At 37.3% G+C, this 21,554-nt stretch carries 14 protein-coding genes; 2 read left to right on the top strand and 12 right to left on the bottom strand.

Features of this window, described 5'->3' with window-relative positions; genetic code table 11:
• Positions 1-73: 73 nt before the first annotated feature.
• Genes OEA66_RS00340 through OEA66_RS00350 form a run of 3 tightly spaced genes read right to left on the bottom strand, consistent with a single transcriptional unit; the run spans position 74 to position 3,004 of the window.
• Positions 74-820 carry an NADPH-dependent F420 reductase gene (locus OEA66_RS00340; RefSeq protein ID WP_267279476.1) on the bottom strand — a complete coding sequence of 249 codons (747 nt, stop codon included), beginning with the start codon at positions 818-820 and terminating at the stop codon, positions 74-76.
• An 18-nt stretch (positions 821-838) separates the two neighbouring features.
• Positions 839-1,969, bottom strand: coding sequence for an LLM class flavin-dependent oxidoreductase (locus OEA66_RS00345; protein ID WP_267279477.1), 1,131 nt, complete (start codon positions 1,967-1,969; stop codon positions 839-841).
• Between the two features lie 60 nt (positions 1,970-2,029).
• On the bottom strand, positions 2,030-3,004 hold the full coding sequence (locus tag OEA66_RS00350; RefSeq protein WP_267279478.1) for an NAD(P)H-dependent flavin oxidoreductase: 975 nt from the start codon (positions 3,002-3,004) through the stop codon (positions 2,030-2,032).
• Positions 3,005-3,231: 227 nt separating this feature from the next.
• Between OEA66_RS00350 and OEA66_RS00355 the strand changes: the two genes are divergently transcribed.
• The gene (locus OEA66_RS00355; protein ID WP_375379281.1) at positions 3,232-4,254 is read left to right on the top strand and encodes an LLM class flavin-dependent oxidoreductase; all 1,023 of its coding nucleotides are present in this window, start codon (positions 3,232-3,234) and stop codon (positions 4,252-4,254) included.
• Between the two features lie 12 nt (positions 4,255-4,266).
• Positions 4,267-4,611 (top strand): winged helix-turn-helix transcriptional regulator, encoded by a 345-nt coding sequence (locus OEA66_RS00360; RefSeq protein ID WP_230653836.1) that lies wholly within the window; start codon positions 4,267-4,269, stop codon positions 4,609-4,611.
• Between the two features lie 189 nt (positions 4,612-4,800).
• Here the strand turns inward: OEA66_RS00360 and OEA66_RS00365 are convergent, their stop codons facing one another.
• The 9 genes from OEA66_RS00365 to OEA66_RS00405 form a co-directional block, all read right to left on the bottom strand.
• Positions 4,801-5,577, bottom strand: a complete 777-nt coding sequence (locus OEA66_RS00365) for an SDR family NAD(P)-dependent oxidoreductase (protein WP_267279479.1) — start codon at positions 5,575-5,577, stop codon at positions 4,801-4,803.
• 18 nt (positions 5,578-5,595) lie between these two features.
• Positions 5,596-8,670 carry an efflux RND transporter permease subunit gene (locus OEA66_RS00370; RefSeq protein ID WP_267279480.1) on the bottom strand — a complete coding sequence of 1,025 codons (3,075 nt, stop codon included), beginning with the start codon at positions 8,668-8,670 and terminating at the stop codon, positions 5,596-5,598.
• 6 nt (positions 8,671-8,676) lie between these two features.
• Positions 8,677-9,720, bottom strand: a complete 1,044-nt coding sequence (locus tag OEA66_RS00375; RefSeq protein ID WP_267279481.1) for an efflux RND transporter periplasmic adaptor subunit — start codon at positions 9,718-9,720, stop codon at positions 8,677-8,679.
• A gap of 13 nt (positions 9,721-9,733) precedes the next feature.
• The gene (locus OEA66_RS00380; protein ID WP_267279482.1) at positions 9,734-11,050 is read right to left on the bottom strand and encodes a TolC family protein; all 1,317 of its coding nucleotides are present in this window, start codon (positions 11,048-11,050) and stop codon (positions 9,734-9,736) included.
• Between the two features lie 244 nt (positions 11,051-11,294).
• Positions 11,295-12,215 (bottom strand): NAD(P)/FAD-dependent oxidoreductase, encoded by a 921-nt coding sequence (locus OEA66_RS00385; protein WP_267279483.1) that lies wholly within the window; start codon positions 12,213-12,215, stop codon positions 11,295-11,297.
• Positions 12,216-12,410: 195 nt separating this feature from the next.
• Positions 12,411-13,028, bottom strand: a complete 618-nt coding sequence (locus tag OEA66_RS00390; protein WP_230653852.1) for a TetR/AcrR family transcriptional regulator — start codon at positions 13,026-13,028, stop codon at positions 12,411-12,413.
• Positions 13,029-13,332: 304 nt separating this feature from the next.
• Positions 13,333-13,959, bottom strand: coding sequence for a site-specific integrase (locus OEA66_RS00395; protein ID WP_267279484.1), 627 nt, complete (start codon positions 13,957-13,959; stop codon positions 13,333-13,335).
• 279 nt (positions 13,960-14,238) lie between these two features.
• Positions 14,239-14,691, bottom strand: coding sequence for a hypothetical protein (locus OEA66_RS00400; RefSeq protein WP_267279485.1), 453 nt, complete (start codon positions 14,689-14,691; stop codon positions 14,239-14,241).
• 5 nt (positions 14,692-14,696) lie between these two features.
• Complete coding sequence (locus OEA66_RS00405) at positions 14,697-21,500, bottom strand: RHS repeat-associated core domain-containing protein (protein WP_267279486.1); 6,804 nt, start codon at positions 21,498-21,500, stop codon at positions 14,697-14,699.
• Positions 21,501-21,554: the final 54 nt, after the last annotated feature.

A 21,554-nucleotide genomic window follows, 5' to 3' on the forward strand; every position in this document is an offset into this window, starting at 1 on the left:
GTTAATTACTAAACTATCGATATCAAGTTAAAAGGCCAGCTTGTAGTTACATCGATATTTGTAGATTATTTCATTATTTCTTATCGGTAAAAAGATTCCTGTTAAACTCAATAATCTCCTGATGTGAAGGGTAAGTTGTTCTACTGCCAAGGTCTTTAATCGCTTTATCCCTAATTGTAGGCGCTTTTTCTTTATGTGCTTTGTCCAATGAAATCCTCAATTCTTCCTTATTAAGCTCTGTACAATATGCCGGCGTTCCGGGCTGATGTCTCCAGGAATTTTCCAGACTACCGGAATCAACCGCATCAAATCCTGCATCATTAACTAGACCTGCAATTATTTTCTTGGCATTTGCATCATCTCCGGCAATAGCCATTGCAATTCTGTTTTCACTTCCTGATTCTTTTCCACCGCTGAGTAATGTTTCTGCCAGCAGATTATTAAAAGCTTTAATCACAGGTCTGCCCAAATGTTCCGAAACCCAAACACTTTCAGTTTTACCGTTTTGTAAATCCTCTATTTGAGCATCACGGAAAGGATAATAGTTGGAAGTGTCGACAATGATGACCCGATCATCAATGTTGGAAAAAATATTTTTCGGTAAAGTTGGAATCGCCACCGTTGGCAAGGATAAAATAATGACATCCACATTATTGACTACATCTTCTAACGAAGAAGGCTGAGCACCCAATTCCTTGGCACGGGTCTTTAATTTATCACCATTATCTGAGTTAGCTACTTTTACAGTATGACCCGCTTTTACCATTTTTTTTGCAATGGTAACGCCAATGGCTCCTGTACCAATAATTCCTATTTTCATAATAATTTTTTTTAATTTTTAATTAATTTTTCTGAATGCCGGATTTGGAATTTCAAGATTACCTCTCAACGTATCCGCTTCATATTCTGTTCTGAAAATGCCCCTGTCCTGTAAAATTGGAACGACCAAATCAATAAAATCACGAAGACCGTGCGGATGGTCCTGTCGTATTAAAAGCATATCCATCGCTCCTGCTTCGTGCCATTTCTGAATCTGGTATGCCACCATTTCGGCTGAACCAAAAAATTGTGGTCTCGGGAGACTGTTTCTCGGATTGAGTTGCATCAGCTCCATATATTTATCAATCGCATCTTTTTCAGTTTCACCCACAATGGGATTTTGTGAGATGGAAATAATGAAATCTTCCGGTCTTCTCTGTTTTGCAACAAGTTTCTGCCTGATTCTGTGTGCCAACGCCGAAGTATCTTCCAAATCAATACCGTGTGTGAAAACGCCATCTGTATAACTGGTGGCAATTTCCATAAAGTTTTCAGAAGTTCCTGCGGTATAAAGAACAGGCCTACCCTGAACCGAACGACTGATATTCAAAGGACCTTCTACTGAAAAATAATCTCCACGATAGTTGACGTGATGCATTTTATGGTGATTCAAAAAGATTCCTTTTTCCTTATCACGGATAAAGGCATCGTCCTCATAGGTATCCCAAAGTCCAAGTACAATTTCAATAAATTCCTTGTTCATCGGGTACTGGTCTCTCTTCGTCAAATGTCCACGGCTGAAATTGACCATTCCACCAGGATTGGAAGTGATGGCGTTGAGTGAAGCACGTCCTTTGCTAATTTTATCCAGCGACAATATCTGCCTTGCAGCACTGTAAGGGTCTCCGTAAGAAGATGCGATGGTAGCGGAAAGCCCAATATTTTTGGTCATCACACTGAGTGCAGACATTATACTAACGCCTTCGAACATACTGAGGTAGTGCGGAATATTTCCGGGACCAACGTGGCTGACATCCACCAAAAACAAAGTATCGAACTTGGCAGACTCCGCCAACTGAGCCTGCTTGATGTAAAAATCAAGGTTTTCGCTAGCATCAGAAGGCATCGCGGGATGTTGCCACGCCATATGATTCCAACCTAAACCGTCAAGAACGGTTCCTAACTTCAACTTTTTTCCGGTCTTATTCATTTCGTTTTTAAATATTGATGAACTTAAATCTTACCTTACAATATAGATTTTAAAACTGTATTAATTAAAATCATACATCAACTCTTCGACAACCTCCTTTACAGGACGAATATTCTTTATGTAAGAAATTCCATTGCCAACTGTGATATACCCTCTATGAATATCCCCATCCAGCATTCCAACTTTTAAGCCCTGCTCGCCATACATTTTATTGGCAATTTCATCCCGAGAATCACCCCGTTCGTCCATTTCCAAAAGTTCCTGACTGTAAGGTGTTGGAATTGAGCGGTAGTAAGCCGGATTGGTTCTGAAAATCAATAAGTCGCTGGCTGTATGGTCAACAATGAGTTGTTTCACATTTTCGGCCGCAGGATTTTCCTCTGTTGCAATAAATACTGTTCCTGCAAATACTCCTTCAGCCCCTAATGCAAACGATGCACGAACAGCACGGAGGTCAGCAATTCCTCCGGCAGCCATCACCGGAATATTCACGGCATCTGATATCATCGGTATGATGGAAAACGTACCAATGATTTTATCAGGCACAGTACCACCTTCATCAAATCCGGTGGCGACAAGAATATCGGCTCCAATTTTTTCTGCATATTTTGCATTCTCTACACTTGGATTCAATGCACGATAGATTATTTTAATGTTATTTGATTTAAGTTTTTTCGCCAAAGGTTCAAATTCATAATCTTCAATCCCGTTGATAAGAACCACTTCAACACCTTCTTCAATGAGCAGATCAGCGATGACATCAACGGTAGTCAGGTCATTAGACAGCATTACCGGCACTGCAAAAGGCTTATTGGTCAACTGTTTTACCTTACGAATTTCCTTTCTGAGCCTATCAGTAATTTCGTCCAAAGATTTAGGATTTGTTTTCTGACCTGCGTGAGGACCCAGCATTCCCAGACCTCCGGCATTGCTCACTGCTGCAACAAACTCAGCATTGGTCACCCACGACATTGCCCCTTGAATAATTGGATATTTGATTCCTAAAACTTCCGTAACACGGTTTTTTTTATTCATTGTCTTTTGATTTTAAATCTGTATAATTTAATCTGTTTTCGATGGGACAAAGTTAGGTTAAATTTACTTTCATTTTGATAGTACTTTCCTTTAGGAAAGTGTATTTTTAATGATAGGACTCATCAATATTAGCTATCTAATTTATAATCACTTTCTTTTGTAAAGTATTTTGTAACTTTGTGCTGTTAATTTTTTCAAGTACGATTCGAACATTACAAAGAAGTATAATGAGTAAAAAAACATCATATTCAATTTTAGAACTGGCCATTGTTTCAGAGGGCAGCAGTTTTAAAGAAACTTTAAATAATTCGCTTACACTGGCGAAGGTTGCAGAAGAGAATAATTATTCCAGATATTGGTTTGCAGAACATCACAATTCGGAATCAGTGGGAAGTAGTGCTACCTCGATTTTAATTGGTTATGTCGCTGAAAATACAAAAAATATAAGAGTCGGCTCCGGCGGAATTATGCTTCCCAACCACTCTCCGCTGGTTATTGCAGAACAGTTTGGAACTTTAGCACAACTCTATCCCAACAGAATAGATCTGGGATTGGGAAGAGCTCCGGGAACTGATATGCCGACAGCACAGGCAATCCGTTCAGATTTTATGAAAGCAGCGCATTCGTTTCCTGCTGAAGTGGAAAAAATCGAGGAATACTTTTCAGCAGAAAATAAAACTTCTAAAGTGAGAGTTCCGATTGCGGAAGGCGTTGAGGTTCCCATCTACATTTTAGGCTCCAGCACAGACAGCGCTCATCTCGCTGCAGCGAAAGGTTTGCCTTACGCTTTTGCCAGTCATTTTGCATCCACCCATCTTCACCCGGCTTTGGAAATCTATCGGGAAGAATTCCAGCCATCGGAAGTTTTAGACAGACCGTACACAATCGCCGGCGTCAACATCATTGTTGCGGAGACAGACGAAGAGGCGGAACGTTCATTTACTTCACTGATCAGAATGTTTTTTGGTATCCTGACCGGAAATTCAAAACCACTCCAACCTCCGACAGAAATGACAGAAGACCTTAAAGAGGTTTTGAAACACCCAAGTCTACATCAGATGCTGAAATATTCGTTTGTGGGAAGCAAGGAAACGGTTAAAAAACAGGTAGAAGATTTCCTAAACAAAACTCAGGTTGATGAAATTATTATGGTTTCCAATATCTTTGCACTGGAAGACAGAATAAAATCGGCACAGCTTTTTGCTGAGTTGATGGATGAAATCAATGCAGAACGTTCTTCGGATATTTAATACATCAATATAATGGCAAAAAAGAAACCATACAACGATTGTCTCAACACTGTGAAACCTGTTAAAGATGCGCTAGAAGTCATCAACGGTAAATGGAAACTGGCGATCATCATCTCCGTTGGTGTCGGGAACGAGCGCTTTACCGATATTCAAGACAGTATTGAGGGAATTACACCGAAAGTTTTAGCAAAGGAGCTGAAAGATTTGGAACAGCATAAATTAATCAAAAGAATTATCATTGATGATTATCCTGTCAAGATAATTTACAAGTCAGAACCTTATGCAGATACACTGACACCCATTATCTACGCTTTGAAGGAATGGGGAATCAATCATAAAAAGATGATTGCTAAATAATCACTTTTTATGTAAAATTGTCGATAGTGAACGTAGTATTATAAAAATCACTCAAAAGGTAATGAACTGGAGCCACTTACCTTTTGAGATTTATCTGAAACTTGCACGGTTGATTCTTTATACATCAAAAATCATCCTATAATTAAACTACTAGAACAATATCACATCTTACTTTACTGAAATCTATTTTTAAGTACTTTTCGCCAAATTCTTTTTAATCTTCATCATCAGAAAATCCGGCATAAACCGTGGAAGATTGGACAGAAACCAATTCATAGAACCAACGATTTTTTTGCCTTTTCCGTTTAGCAAAAGTTTAACACCTTCTTCAGCGACGACTTCAGGATGTACCGGCTTGTTGGTTTTCACCATTTTGGCCTTGAGCATTTCCTCGGTGTAAAATCCGGTATCGATCGGTCCCGGACAGAGTGCAGTAACCACAACGCCCGTTCCCTCAAGTTCGGAAGCAAGTGTTTCCGTAAAGGCCAGTACGAAACTTTTCGTTGCAGAGTAAACCGAATAATACGGAAACGGCAGAAATGCCATAACTGACGATACATTCATGATCCGTCCTGATCCTCTTGCCACCATATCAGTCGCAAAAAGTTTGTTGAGTACTACCAGACTGGAAATGTTCAAGTCGATCATCTTCAGTTCCTCTTCCAGGGAAGTCTCTATGAATTCTCCATAAGTCCCAACACCGGCATTGTTTACAAGACCCGTAACCAGCAGATTTTTCTCAAGAACTTCACCGTAGAGCTCTATTGCATTATCCACCACAGACAGGTCTTTGACTATGCAAAACACAGAGATCTTGTAGATACTGATTAATTCATCCTTCAGTTTTTTCAGCTTTTCCTCACTCCTCGCCACCAAAATCAGATTTTTGCCTTTTTCTGCCAGTTGAATAGCCATTTGGTACCCTATTCCGGATGATGCTCCTGTAATTAATATGTACTCTTCCATTTGTTTAAATTTTAATGATTAATTCTGATTTTGTTCGTTATCAGTTTCAATATCCAGACTTGGCGGGATCAGTTTGTACATTACGGGGGTCACAATTCTTGAAAGAATCGTTGAGCTTATCAAACCTCCGATCAACACTATTGCCAAAGGTGCGATCAATGGATTTGAATTTAAGGCCAAAGGAATCAATCCACAGATTGCTGTAATGGAAGTTAAAACCACAGGAAGAAAACGTGTTTCTCCGGCAATGGCAATGGCTTCGTCGATCGACTTCCCTTCCAGTCTGAGCTGATTTGTGAAATCTACCAGCAATAGAGAATTTTTAACCTGAATTCCCGACAGTCCGATGAATCCGATGATCGCAACCATCGACATCGGGCTTCCGTCGATCAGCAGGAAAATAACGCCACCTAAAATTCCCAATGGAATGATGGATAAAACGATAATGATCCCTTTGAATGTTTTGAACTGTAACAACAAGACCGCAATGAAAAGAAATGTGCTTAAAATAATGACCGAGATAAAGTTACCACCCAGTGCATCGCCTTCAGATTCTTTTTCACCAGCCAGTTTGTAAGAATAGCCTTGCGGCATTTTCAGTTGATCAAGCTGAGGAACAATATCCACCAGCAGGTCATTGGCATAGTATCCTTTGGCAGTCATTGCCGAAACTTTGGCAAATCTTGACTTATTGAAGTGGTTGATCGCTGTTGGCGAAGTTTCAAAGGTAACCGTCGCGATCTGATTCAGTGCGATCGGTGCTCCCTGAACATTGTTGACATAAAGATTTTTCAAAGCATCAAGAGTGGAGAATTTTTCCCTTGGCAAAGTTAAGGTCACGGTTCTTGAATCACCCCGGTCATCAATGTAATCTCCAACAGGAAGTCCGGCAATGGCAAGGCGGATCACTTTATCGACCTCACTGGTCATCACGCCTAACGTTCTTGCTTTTTCTTTATTAATCTTTACCTTGACATCTGTTTTATAGGTATTCAACTCATTGTTGACGTAAACTGTTCCTTCCTGTTTTCTCAGAATATTTTCAACCTGTGAAGAGAGTGATCGCAGCACCGCTGGATCTTCACCAAAAAGGCGAACTACAATATTGGCTTCAATCGGTGTTCCCTGTTCGAAATCTTTGACCTCAATTTTCGCGTAAGGTATTGTCTTAAATTTTTCTCTCAAGGTTTCAATCAGTTCGGTCTTTACAGCTGGTTTTGCCTCGTCATCCAATTGAACAAAGACTTGTGCGAAATCAGGTTTTCTGTCCTGTGGATGCACATTGTAATAGATCTGCGGGTTTCCTTTTCCAACATTTGAAGTGTAATAGGTGATTTCCTTGTGATTTTTTAATTCAGACTCAACGATCTTCGCCACACGGTCACTTTCGGAAATGTTGGATTGAAGAGGCATTTTGATATTGATCAGAAACATCGGTTTTTCAGAGGTCGGAAATAGTTTAAATCCGGTGAAACTGAATAACGCAAATGCCAAAACACTCAAGGCCAATGAAATTCCGATCGTTATCTTGGGATATTTCAAAGCTCTAGGCATAATACCTTTGTAGCTGTTGGTCAGGAATTTCTGAAGGTATTGAAGAAAGATATTTCCGCCTTCGTGGTCGTGGGTCTTCAGAAACTTGCTCCCCAGAAAAGGAACTAACGTCAACGCGACCAACATCGAAGCTAAAACACTCGTGATCACGGCCATCGGAAGACTTCTCATAAATTCTCCTGCAACATCAGGAAGGAATGCCAAAGGCAGAAACGCAATGATCAGCGTAGCGGTACAACCGACGACTGCTAAACCAATCTGTCTGGTGCCTTTCAGGACCGCATCTTTCTTGGAATGCCCTTCACGCAGCCATCTTTCAATATTCTCGACGACCACGATACTGTCATCGACCAACAGTCCCAAAGCGACTACCAAACCAACGATACTTAACTGGTTCAATGAAAATCCCAGTGCGTTCATTGCAATTAATCCCAGTGCCAGTGACAAAGGAATGGAGATCATCACGATCACCGAAGCGCGCGTTCCCAAAGGCAATAACGTGATAATGACCAATATGATCGCCAACCCAAAGTCAAAACCTAAATGCCCGAGACGCTGCGAAACCATATTCGCCTGATCGAAATTTTTAACCAATTTGATATTTTCGGGAAGCTCCTTTGCAGTCTGCTCAAGGATCGGTTCAAATTCTTTCTGAACATCGGTAATATTGACATTATCCTTCATCCCTGCACTGACAAGAACACATCGGTGTCCGTTGATCCTCGTGATATGATCTACCGTTTGAGATCTGTAACCCACTTCGGCAACATCTTTCAGATAAACAATCTTTCCGTTGGCATTGTAGATTACAGTATTGGCTACATCCCCTTCATTTTTGAACTTACCACTCGTTTTTACGTTGAAAACTTTAGTGTCCATATCAATACTTCCACCCGGAATGTCGGCAGCCTCGCTCTGTAAACTTCCCATCACGACATTCAGAGGGATTCTCAGCTGAGCCAATTTATCCAGTTTCAGATCTACCCTGATCTCCTGCTCCGGAATCCCTGAATAGATCACGTTTTTAAGATTGGTGATCTTCTCCAGTTTTGTTTTAAGTTTGTCTGCTTCGTCGTGCATTTTTTTCTCCGAAGCATTTTCAGACACCAAGGCTACCTGAAGAATTTTGACATCGGCCGAGGATATCTTTTCTGTTTTGATCTGATAGATGTCTTTCGGAAGATCGCTATTTTTTAGTGCATTGATCTCTGTGGAAATTTCCTGGTACTTGTTGTCCACATCAACGCCATATTTGAATTTGACCTCAAAGGCGGCAACACCATCTTCCACAGTGGTCAGGATCTTATCGATATTCTCCAATCCGTAGATCTTATTTTCAATAGGTTTAACCACCTGTTCTTCCATATCCTTTGGACTTGTACCTGGGTAAATGACCGTGATCAGATATTGAGGCGGATGCGTTGCCGGATCTTCCGATCTTGGCATTGTGAACAGTGTCAGCATACCCACTACGGCAACGAGAAGAAACATGATCAGTGTGAACTGATAGTTTTTTACAGCAAAATTTGTAATTTTCATCAGTTGTTATTTAATGATTTTAATGTTCGACTGCTCGTTCAGATAGGCACTGTTGGAGATCACTATCCTATCGCTTTTCTGAAGTCCATCCTGTACGAAAACTTTGCTGTTTTCGAATTTGGCGATCGTGATCGGTCTTTTCTTGACCTTGCTGTTCTCAACAACAAAGACAAAGGCTCTGTTTCCGTCAGCTTCGAGTAGAGAATTATATGGGATCACAATAAAGTCTTCGGAATGATCGGTTTGGATCTCTGCCTTTCCGAACATTCCCACTGCAGGTTTGCTGTCATTCATCGTCAGTTTGAGCTCCACCTGAAAAGATCCGAGCGCCATATCGGCTGCCTGTGATTTCCTGAACACAAAGGCATCGAATTTCTTTCCCGGATAACCGTCGAGTGTAACCACTGCTTTTTGCCCGATCTTTGTGGATGCCCATTCGGTATCTGTCAAACCGACTTTCAGTAAGTAATTGTTGTTGTGAGAAGTTTCATTGATCATCAGAACCGGAGAACCCGGACCAACGATCTCGCCTTTATTGGCTATTTTCTGCGAAACGAAGCCGTCAGAGCTTGCATAGATCTTTGCATATCTGGCGTTGAAAGCAACGGCATCTTTTTGTCTTCTGGCAATGTCAAGGCCTGTTCTTGTGTTCTGAACCTGCTCTAATGTGTACACACTGTCCTTGTATAGATTGGTTGCACGTTTGTAATCACGCTCATTCTTCTGAACATTCAGATCGGACTGATTCAGACCGGCACGGATCTCGGTCTCATCCAGTGTTGCCAGAAGCTGACCCTTTCTGAAAAACTGACCTTCCTCAACATACACGCCGCTCACTACTCCACCGATCTTGAAGGAATAGGTCGTTTCGTTTTCTGTCGTCACCAAACCTGATGCGCTGATGTTTCCGGCAAGAGCCAGAGATCCGACCGATGCAGTCTTTACAGGAATGATCTCGCCACTTTCCAAGGGTTTGACTTCTTTTTTCTCTTCTTTGCAGGACATGATAAATAAAAGAGAAAGCATTGATATTTTTAATGTTTTATTCATGATCTTTTAGTTTTTATCTTTTAAAATTAAATGTAGCATTGGCTCTTTCCAGTTCTGCAAAGGCGATCCAGGAATTGTACAGGGAAATATTGGCATTCAGCTGAGTATTGACCACCTGATTTTGGGCATCCAGCAACTCGATATAAATGGCCATTCCTTCTTTGTACAGTTTGGTAACATCTCCGTTGTATTTTTGGGCAGTTTCTTTTTGCTTACTATCGGATTCATACTGTTCCAATGCCGATCTCAGATTGTTTTGGGAAACCTCGAACTGCAATAGCAGCTGCTGTTTTACATTGTCGATCTGAGAACTGATCTTTTTGCTGTCCTCATCCACCTGCTTCAGCTTAAATTTGTTTTTGTTACCTGAGAAAATATTCCATTCCAGACTCAGACCTGCAAAATAGTAGCGGGACGACCTATCCACTTTAAAATCAAAATCCTGCAATCCCAGATCTGCAAATCCGCTTAGTTTTGGAAACCAGTTGGACTTTGTCAATTGATAAACATTTTCGTTGATCTCTTTCGCCTGTCCTAGTTGTTTCAATTCTTCTCTGTTGGCAGTATTTTCTGCAATCAGTTCAGTTGGCAATTCCATATTCTCATCAATTTCAATCTCTGAATCCAGCTTTTGATTGAGAAGAAAATTGAAATAGGATCCTGCGTTTTTGCTTGTGTTTTTTGCCGTTTCAAGATTCGCCTCGATTCTAGTTACCTCGTTATCACTTCTGAGTACTGCAGTTCTGTTGATCTTGTCATTTTTAAAAAGTGATCTGTTGACCCTTTGATTTTCTTTAACAATGGAGAGTGCATTTTCATAGATCCTGATACCTTCCACAGATTGCAGATACTTGTAGTAGGCAATTTTTATTTCCTTGACCAATTCCCGCTGATAAATTTCAAGTTCGATCTTCAGCAACGTGGTTTGTTGGGCCTTGATCTTTTTATTGTAGATGATCTCATAGTTTAACAGAGGCATCGTCGTGTGAAGCTTGATATCATAGAAATTGTTTGGATTGATCAATACCGACTGATTCTGGAATTGTGGAAAAGCGTTAGAACTCGTGATCTGATTCAATGTGCTGTACACCGGATTCAGCATATCCCCGATGGGAATGTCAATGGTTCTTCCTCCGTCTGCAATGGTGTAATTGGTAACAAAGGCGACGTTCGGCGAAAACAATGATTGTGCTTCCTTCAGCGCATATAAACTTTTATTGATGTCAAAGTTTTTCTGTTTGATCACTTCGTTGTTTTCAAGACCGATTTCTATATAACGGTCAAGATGTTTTTGACCATACCCAAGAAAACCAAGGCATGACAGAAACATTACTGATAGATTTTTACTTTTTAAATACATTGTTTATAAATTGAACATTGTTCATAATTTTTTCAAAAAAAGGGTAATTATTCTAATCATTTAGTGAGACTAAATTGACTGTTTTATAATTTCCATCAAAAGACATCAACAAAATTCTCTCGAGATTGTAAATGTGGATCTAATTTTATTGGAGCATAAAATAAATGGCTTGCTTCAGACAGTTAGCATAACCTCATCTTATAAATTAAGTGATTTATTCGCTAAACATGTCAGCAGACAACTCTCCATTGATTTTCACTCCCGCTACCGACCCGGATGATACTGCCAATGAAACTGATCTTAACAGGTTACTGTTATCACCAACTGCATAGACACTATCTACGGTAGTTTTATGAGCTTCATCAATTTTGATAAGACCTACATCAGTCATCTCACATCCCAATTCCTCCGGAATACCAGAGTGTTGTTGGAATGAAACCGGTGCATACATTGCTTCAAAGCTTTCTGATGTTACGTCAGAAAAAATGACCTTATCAATATATCCGTTATGATGTTGTATCTCCGAGATCTTTTTCTCAATTATTTTGACACCATTTCTTTTAAGAATTGCAATATTGTCAGCATTACTGGCATTTATTTCTGATATAATCAAGGTTAAATCATCGGTCAGATTTTTAATTAATGAAGTAAAATAAACCAAACGATCTCCATCTGCTAAAATTGCTGTTTTCTTGTTTCTGACTTCATATCCATGACAATAGGGACAGTGTATGACAGATATGCCCCAGCATTCTGCGAATCCTTTGATATCGTGTAGGGAATCTAAAATTCCGGTGGCAAAAATCAGTTTTTTACCTTTAAATAAATTGCTATCTGAAGTCTTTATCATAAAACCTTCCGATATTTTGCATCCATTCACTGCGAAACCCTTGTAAAGCTCGATGCTTGGATATTTTGAAACCTCATCTCTAGCAATTTTCGCAATTTCTTCCGGAGGTACGCCATCTCTCGTTAAGAAATTATGTGAATTAGGGGTTTGTCTATTGCAGGGATTTCCACTGTCAATAATTAAGACATTCCTCAAAGAACGTCCGAGTGTCATGGCAGCAGAGAGTCCTGCATAACTGCCACCTACGATAATTGTATCGTACAATTTTTGATTACTTGAGTCCATATCAATGTTTTTAAAGAAGACAGAAGACGTGGAAATCGCCAAAAATGCGAGGGATCCTTTTTAATAAAAATCTTCTGTCCATTATTATTTTAGATAGTTTAATGTGTCTTGAAATTTCCTAACAAAAACTAATAATCTCCTGTTACTTACACATTGTTTTTATTTTGAACAACGTTCATTTTTTATTAAAAAAAATTACATTTTTTCTAATATTTTTAAATATTCATTATAGCCTTCTGACATAATAGTTTCCGGACTGCTGAATTTAATGCCTTTGGTTCTGTGACGAATCTCCAGACAGCACATACCGTGAACCAAACTCCAGATCATGAAAGACAATGCTTCCGAATTATGACCATCAAAATGGCCTTGCTTCATGCACTCCTCCACTGTTTTTTTTAAGTAGCCATACGTCTCAGTTCCTTCTGGCCACAGATTATTCTTCTGTTCTTCAAGATAATCCATCGGAGCTTTCAGATTGAACATCAGATCATACATTTCAGAATTTTCCATCGCAAATTTGATGTAGGTAAATCCCATTTTTCTCAGTCTTTTCATTGGATCCGCTATTGCAAAAAGCTCATTGAAGTACTGTCCCAATTCCTGAAATCCGATGGAATGCAGGTCATGGAAAATCGCATTCTTATCTTTGAAATAAACATAGACCGTCCCAACGCTGTAATTGATCTCATCTGCTATATTCCTGATCGTGGTATATTCAATACCTTTTTCAACGAAAAGCTTTTTTGCCCCGTTCAGAATCAGCAGTCTTAGTGCCTCCTTTTCCTTCTGTTTTCTTTCGCTGATACTCATAGAATGATTTATCATACAAATGTATAAATATATTTTGAACGTTGTTCATTTTTTTATTGAGTAAATCAATTTATTTTATATGATTATTATTTTACAATTAACCAATTTCAGTTACCAAAAAGTATTTTAAGTAATTATAGATAATATTGCCGTCACCAAAATATTAATATTAATCCCTATATCAGAAATGAGTCTATGATGATTAGTTACCGTAAAACTTCTAAAATATGGTCTATATCTGATAGTAAATGATTTGGATAAAGTCCTGTCATGTTCTCAAGACAGGACTTTGACATTAGTAATCTTAATTTTCCAATCTTGAGCTTTTTTTATTTAATACCTCTTTCAGTATTTTCATATCCGTAGATATCTTTGTTTCCTGAACTTTCGCATAATGCTGTGACATACGAATACTTTTATGTCCTAGCATCTTACTTACTGTTTCGATTGGCACACCATTATTAAACGTGATACTAGTTGGGAATGTATGCCGTGCTGTGTGAAAGGTAATATCAAAATCAATTTCACAGATAGCTCCGATTTCTTTTAAATACTCATTTGTTTTTTGATTACTTATAACTGGCAAAAGTTTATTTGTGTTTATACATTCAGTTTCGTTTTTATATTTTTCTAAAATCTCTGCGGCTATAGGTAAAATTGGAATCTTTGCCTCAGTATTAGTTTTCGTTCTTTTAATTTTAATTAACCTTTCTCCGTCATCTTTAATCTTAATGTGGTTACTAGATAATTTTTTTACTTCAGCATAAGACAACCCTGTATAACAGCAAAAAATAAAAATGTCTCTAACTCTATTAAGTCTTTCAGAGGAAAAAATTTTATCTCTCATCCTTTTTAAATCTACTTCTGTTAAGCATAAAACATCCTCAATTATTATCTTTGATTTATAATTAGCGAAAGGATTTTTTGTCATCCATTCATTTTCCAAGCAGATATTAATAATCTTATTAAGATTCATCATATACTTAGAGTCTGATAAACAAAATAAAAGCAGTAACTATTTTCCTAACTGTAAAGCCATTTCACTTAATAAATAAAGAAAAGGACGGCAAAAACCATCCTTCTAAGTTTTGTTTCTAACGGTGATTAAATTGCTGGCTAATAAATAGATGTACTCAATTTTTATCTAAAAAATAATTTTGATTTTCTACCATCATAATTCGTTTTTCTTTCGTTACAATAATATCAGTCCTTAATTCTGAAAAAATTGCCAATCCGTAACGTAATTATTACAGCCGCTAAACACATAAGTATCAAAAGACAATTTAAATCTATACTTTCCTGACTTTTTAAAGGCCTTTGAAACTATTCCAGGAATAATTTTAATTACATATCTCTTCGAATCACCTTTCTTAAGAAAAATCATTCTTCCAAGACATTTTTTCGTATCGAGGCATGTTGCATCATCAAAAGAATATCCGGTCATTTCATACTTCCTGTTGATATCATTATAAATCTGAATATCTACAGCCCTGATCCATACAGATGCATAGTCTGCAGGAATTCTAATTCTACGATCTGTATTATTCTTTACAATAAAAATTATTTCATTTTCTTTTGTTAATGAATTACTTTCAAAAGAAAGTTTGCATGTTTGCTGCGCTGATACAAGACCAGCAAAAAAAAGCAGAAGGAATTTCCACATAATTATCATCTGTTAAAATATTCTGTGTTTCTAAAATCGTTATATTGCAATTGGTAAGCTTTGATAAGAGTCGGATTTGCTGTCATATAGTTGTAGAACTGTTTTGCCTTACTCCAGTATCCTTCCATTGAACTGAATGAAGCACTTGGAAGACTATTATTAAATATGGTGTCATGATACGCTAGGAATTCTCTGACTTCGTAAATTCCTAGATTCCCAGCCATTCCCATTACAGCACGTTGGAAAACATGTACAAATTCGTGATGAACAACTCTAGCAAAAACAGCTACAGATCTATTAAAAACATGCTTAGCAATAGTAACCTCCTGCAGGCTATTTGCTTCTCCACCAGTAAGTCCGGAAAATTTATCGCTATCGGCGTACGTCATCGTATACTTACCTTCTATACCACTATCCAAATTATATTGCGAATTAACCAATTCAAATGCACACTGATAATCTTTATTTCGGACATATGCTCTGAATTGTTTTCTAACCGTTTTATCAACTGCCAAATTTTCACTAATTCTATGCAAGCCATGATTAAGGCCTGCAACTACTCCACCTATTAATGCTCCCTGCCAGAAGTTGCCGCCTGTAAGTTCAGCACCAACGCCACCAAGAACTGCACCTGATAAAACCATCCCCCCAGCACTCTTTGCAAATTCTTTACTGATCATGCCAAAAGCGGATGCTCCTATGCTACCTAAAAAACCTGAAATCATACCTGATTGGTGAGTCCCCCCCTGCATCAGTGACAAGGTACCTTGTGCAATACCGTGCGCCGCAGCTTGAAGAAACGCAGAACCAACCCTTCCAATACTCGTAGCAAACTGAGTGGCAGCTCCCGCCGTAGAGGTAAATATACTACCAATTCCAAATGTTACGGCACCTGAAATTGCTCCAAATGTACTTGCTTTAAATAATCCTGCTAAAGTAATTTTTTCACCCGTTATAAGTGCTCCAACTACATAACCAGCAGTACCAATTATTGCTCCAATAACAATTGCTGATACAAGTGTTTCGCCAATTCCAAAAATTTCTCCGCTTGGATCGTTGAACATTAAAGGATTGTTTAGTACATAACCATACTTATTATAATTCTGAGTATTAAATGGCTCTTGTATATTTTGGTCAGCATTTAAAAATCTTCTTAACAAGGGATCATAAAGTCTTCCATTCATATGGATGATTCCCACCTCTACAAAATGTTCATGACTGGTAAATCCCCTGTCTACAATTAAGGTGGATTTCGAAATAATATCGCTAATAGAATTCTTATCTGTTAAAACCGAACCAGTACCGATCTGAAGATGAGTAATGTTACCCCAAGCATCAAAATGTCTTTGCTCAATCTTGTAACCAGCCGCATCGCTAACAGCCAAAATACTTCCAAGATAATCCTTGTGCAAAAATTTGTACGAAGCATTCGTATCTTTATAATTTTTCACAAATAAAATACTGCTTTCATATGGTTCTCCGGCGATATATAAAACATGTTTCTCAACTTTGTTTTTATTATCAATAGTAATCTCAAAACTTCCGTCTTCGTTATATAATTTTGTATACTTTCCATCTTTGTTCGGTTCGAAATTTCCCCCATAAGTAACTCTCTGCCTCATTGCCGTTAAGCCATATTGAAATCCTACATCACCTTTTAGTCCGTCAATGTGGATTGGATCATTATTTTCATTATAGCTTATATACTGTATCAGATCATTCGTATAATTCTGAACTCCTGCCGGGTTTAAATCAATACCGGTTGATTGATAAATCTTATTGCTATTCTCATATTTAACCTGCCCCAATTGATCATTTACTGTAATTCGGCCTTTAACATCATAAACGTTGCTTGAAGTTAACCCTGTTCTCGGATCTGTCCAACTGATAAGACGATTGTTATCATCATAAGTGAAACTTTCAAGAATGTTAAAATCACCACCTGTAGTCCTGTTGGTTAACTCATTTTTTATAGCATCAAAAGTATAGGAAATTTGTAGAATACCTGGTTTTACAGCGGAAGAATGATTTGTACTTGTAAGAAAACCATTAACACTATATAAATTATTTATAGTTGATGTACCTAATTTTGAGGTAAGAGTTTGACCTTTAACATTGGTATTTTGAAGCTCCCATAAGACCAATCCAGTCTTTTTATCTTTCAGCTGATATAATTGACCATTCCAATCATTATATGCATGCATTATTGTTACTTCAGTCAAGATACCTGATGATTGCAAGCTTTTTGTGTATGACTTTATTCTTGACTTTTCATCATAGAAAAAGCCTTTTTGTGTAAATGTCCTTCCATTGCTGTTCTCTACATTTGACTTAACTCTGCCGTATGTATCAAATTCAATATTTGAATTATAATGTTTTCCATTTGCAGTTCCTGATTTTGAAATCAGCCTGCCAAAGCTGTCGTAGCCCAATGTAATGTTTTTATTTGTCGAAATTCCATCTGAAGAAGTTTCAATCTGAGTAATAAGCTGACCTAAATTGTTATAACTATATTGCTTCAGACCTTTTGGACTTACAATTTTTTTTATGTTGCCTAAACCATCATATTCATACAGATATTTTCCATTGGAGGGATCATTAAATTCTGATTTTCTACCCCATACGTCATATTTAGTTTCAACGATATTCGTTCCATAAATCGCTTTGGTCTGTTCACCGGCAGCATTGTACATAAATTGTAAAAAACCACCTTTATCAGTAGAAGAAATAACATTTCCTATGGCATCAGTAGTTTTTGAGGTCGTTCGAAGATATCCATTTGTCTCGCTGACCGTCGTAGTTAAACCACTAATTACAGTTTCTGTTTTTTTTCCGTTAAATGAAGTAGCAATTGCGATTGGAGGGTAATAATTATCATTGTACTCCACAGTATTCCACTGAGATGCGCTCTGACCTTCATAATAGGGTTCACTTTCAGAAATTTGTCTTCCCATTGCATCATAGGCAAAGTCTGTAACGACATATTGCCCTTGATTAAACGCTTTAGTGATTGTTTTAAATTTCTGACCTATATTATTCGTGTAAGTGATATTTTTATTACCGACAGGATTGGTCTCTTGAACCTTTATTCCAGCACCACCAGATAACTTCTCATAGTCATAGGACGAGGTTCCTGACAAATTTGAAGTTGTATTTAGGATTTTTCCCCATCCATCGTAGTTCGAAGTAGTTGAATTTCCCTGGGGATCAATCTGGCTAGTTATTTGTCCCCAGCTATTATAATTTATTGTATTTATTAGACCTAAATTGTCCGTACGCTGTATAACAAATCTTCCCATAGTATCAAAAGCTACACTTGTGCTTTTTGTTTGAGAATCAATACTATTTGAGATTGTTTTACCAAGAACATTTCCAAACCCATCATAATCAAAAGATTCCTGAAGGTAGTGAGTATTATCTCTATTCCATGATTTTAAGGTTTTTATTAGATTACTATCATAAGTATATTCTTCTTTGCTTGTCTTGGTATCATTATATACCTGAGCTGTCGTAATTTTATTTTTTAATCGTCCGATATAGTAGTCACTTCCTTGTCCTGATATATTATTATAATATTCATAAGTGTCAGTGGAAATCGCAAACCCATTATTAGTATTTGATATATTCTGCGTAGGAAGATAATAATCTCCGTAAACTGTAGAATTTTCAGTAATAATACCTTTCAGAAAATCTTTCGATCTGGAAGTTTCTAAAAGAGTTGCATTCACCACCTTAGGTTTATCAATATCTGCAACTGTAGTACTTACTTGCCCATTAATAATTTTCTCAACTTTATAGGTATTGACTTTTAAACTTAACAATTCATTATTAGATTCTGTCAACATGACAGGGAAAATCTTACTTTCATCATTTGTCCTGATAGCCCATTCTTTAAGAGGAACGGATTCGTTCAGTAAATGTATTTCGACACCTGACCATATTTTTGTATTTTCAAAACCAGAGGCGTACCAGGAACTTTTTGCAATCTGTCTGAAACCGACCATCCCTCTGCCATGATAATTAGATAATAGACCTCTATATCTAAAGTCTTGTGAGAGCAATAAACTACTGTTTGTAAACTGTGAAAGTTTTGAAACAACTGACGACATAGGAATTTGATCCAATTCCATATATGGATAAGGCTCACTCTGGATTGTTTTGTAAAAATTAGAATCTGCATAGCTATTTATTGATTTATAATCAATAATAGTTGTAACATCCCCTTGCTTGATGTGAGTTATTTTTGCTATAGTAGGAAGAAAAGTATAATTATAATGCAACACATAATTCTGATCACATTCTGCACCCTGACAGTCTACAGGCTTGCCCGTAAGAATAATCTGCTGATTTTCTCTGTTAAGACTTAATGTACTGAACGGAATTACTTTCTCATTAAATCCTTTAAGCCAGTATTTGGTTCTAAAAAAATTAATTTCGCTGTTCGTCTGGATTGGACTACTGTTATCCGTATTATATAAAGCATAATAAGTTACCCCGAATGGTCCGCTTTGGGAGGGATTATAGACAATACTCTTATTAATTGCTCCCGTTAACTTATTAGTCGAATAAACTGCAACAGTAGTGGTTGTCCATTCCTGATCTCTGTGAGCATTCCACTCATGATCATAGAGTAACACATTAGAAACGATGACTTCAGATTTTCCATCTCCGTCAAGATCGCCCGTTTGATACTGAAACATTCTCAACATCCCATAAGTACATCCGCTTTCATAAAATGTATTATGTGTACTTGAGGTTAATGTTTCAGTCCCGGCCTGATAAAATACAAAGTTGTTGATATATGATTTGATAAAGGACTTGCCTGTCGATGTATATAAATCCCAATTGTAAGATTTATTAGCTTGGGGTACAAGTATATCCATTTTTGAATCGCCATTGAAATCCCCAAACAGCATAGCATTATAGACAGATCCTACAAAGTTTTGACCTTCAAAGTTTCCAACAGTAGCTGTCGAGTAATTTAAGGCTAGATCTCTCTTTATATTAAGAACTCTATTGAATTGAGAATTAATCTGGATAATGATTTCTTGTATACCATCTCCATTAAAATCAGCAAATTTTAAAGAATTTGCCGTACCTCCGATACCATTATCGAAATTGTAAACGCTCTGCGGCACAGCTATGTTCTGATCCAGATCAATAAGTACGTAAGAATAGTTTAGTTGGAAAGTCTGACCAGGAATGATATTAATTGGTTCTGGAACCTCATCATACCCAAGCTCTGTATTTGTTTGATCAATAGAAGGGTTATACTTTGAATTTGATATATCGTCTGATTCATTTACATCATCAGATGATGATTTACCTGATAAGCCAGGATCTAAACCACCACCGCATATCCTGCTGGACTGAAATTTCATAACAAGTTCGGAAACTCCGTCACCATTAAAATCATAACTAACAGCATCCTTAATAACAATTGATGGATTATTACATGATCCCAATTCGTCATCAAATACTAGAGGAGTGTAAGAATCATAATCAATTGTCTTTGAATATTCGAAATCTAAACTTTGATTTTGGATATTAATCGAATACACCTGAAATTCATAATTTTTTTTATATGATACGCTTGTCGCCTTAGGAACAGGTATTACTAAACCAACTTTATTTTTTACGTAATTATTGTTCTTAAAAGTTACAGGGACTGCATTTTTAAAATCGTTTGCCGAAAATTTTGAAGAATCATATTGTAAAGAAATAGGGCTGACACTGGCATAAACTGAACTTTTATAATTGATTACCCCAACTGATACAAATTCAATAAAATCTGCAACACCATCCATATTGAAATCTGCATATTTCTTGGTATTGAAATTAGTAATATTATGGTGATAAGAGGTTTCTTCTGATCCCATCTGATTTGGAGCATGCGTAAAAGATACGGGATTTGCAGGTTCGTTAAGAGAGTTATATTCTGTAATTTTATTAATAAATTGGTAGCTCGTACCGTTATCAATATAATCGACTTCGTATCTTCTGAACTGAGACTGATTTGTAAGGACAATAATTTCCTTTAAAATACTTTGTTGAGTATGCAATATACCTTGATGATAAGCTGTTTCTTTTACAATTCTATCAATGTAATTAAAATTTATGGTATTAAAATTTGGCTTGTTTAAATTTTCATTACCACCCCATTTTATACTTTTAATTAGTGAGATATTATGACTGTTGAGATCAGTTTGGTCGTATTCATATGTAATAATATTCCCACTGGTGTCTTTCCATTTTACAATATTATATTGCAAATCTGTAGTTGCTGCTAACAAATTTGGTATTGTTCCATACCATGCCTGTGAACCGTCTTCAAAAGTAATTTCCCAGTACGCAGGTCCCTGCCACGGTTTTCCTGCAATACTGCCATAAGATTTAATTTTCAGGTTTGAAAATTTTTCTGTCGCATATACAGCTCCGTCCTTACCATATTCCCCTGACTTCAAAATCAATCTTTGGCCATTGAAACTGTACAAATCTGAATAGTCAGACTGGACACCAATAATTTCATTATCCTTCTCAATATTCCTGCTGACTCTTGATACGGCAGTGATACCACCGACATTCCATCCATAACCTGCAGTTCCATTTCCTGAACCACTTGTGTAGGAGAGGTTGACTTGGGGAGCAACAGTTTTGACACCAGGTGGAAGAGCAATCGGTAAAGTATACTGCAGCTGACCTCCACTATTTACATCAATCGAACCTTTGGTATCGTGAAATTTATCATCACTTTGAGCGTAGTTAGAAATAAAAAGCAGCAATGCAATGAAAAGGAAATTTTTTTTCATATCAATAAAGTTTTTTGAGAATTATTTTGTAGAAGGTGTTGAAAAGCGGTCGCT

Source organism: Chryseobacterium luquanense, from assembly GCF_026460945.1.
Classification (GTDB): Bacteria; Bacteroidota; Bacteroidia; order Flavobacteriales; family Weeksellaceae; genus Chryseobacterium; species Chryseobacterium luquanense.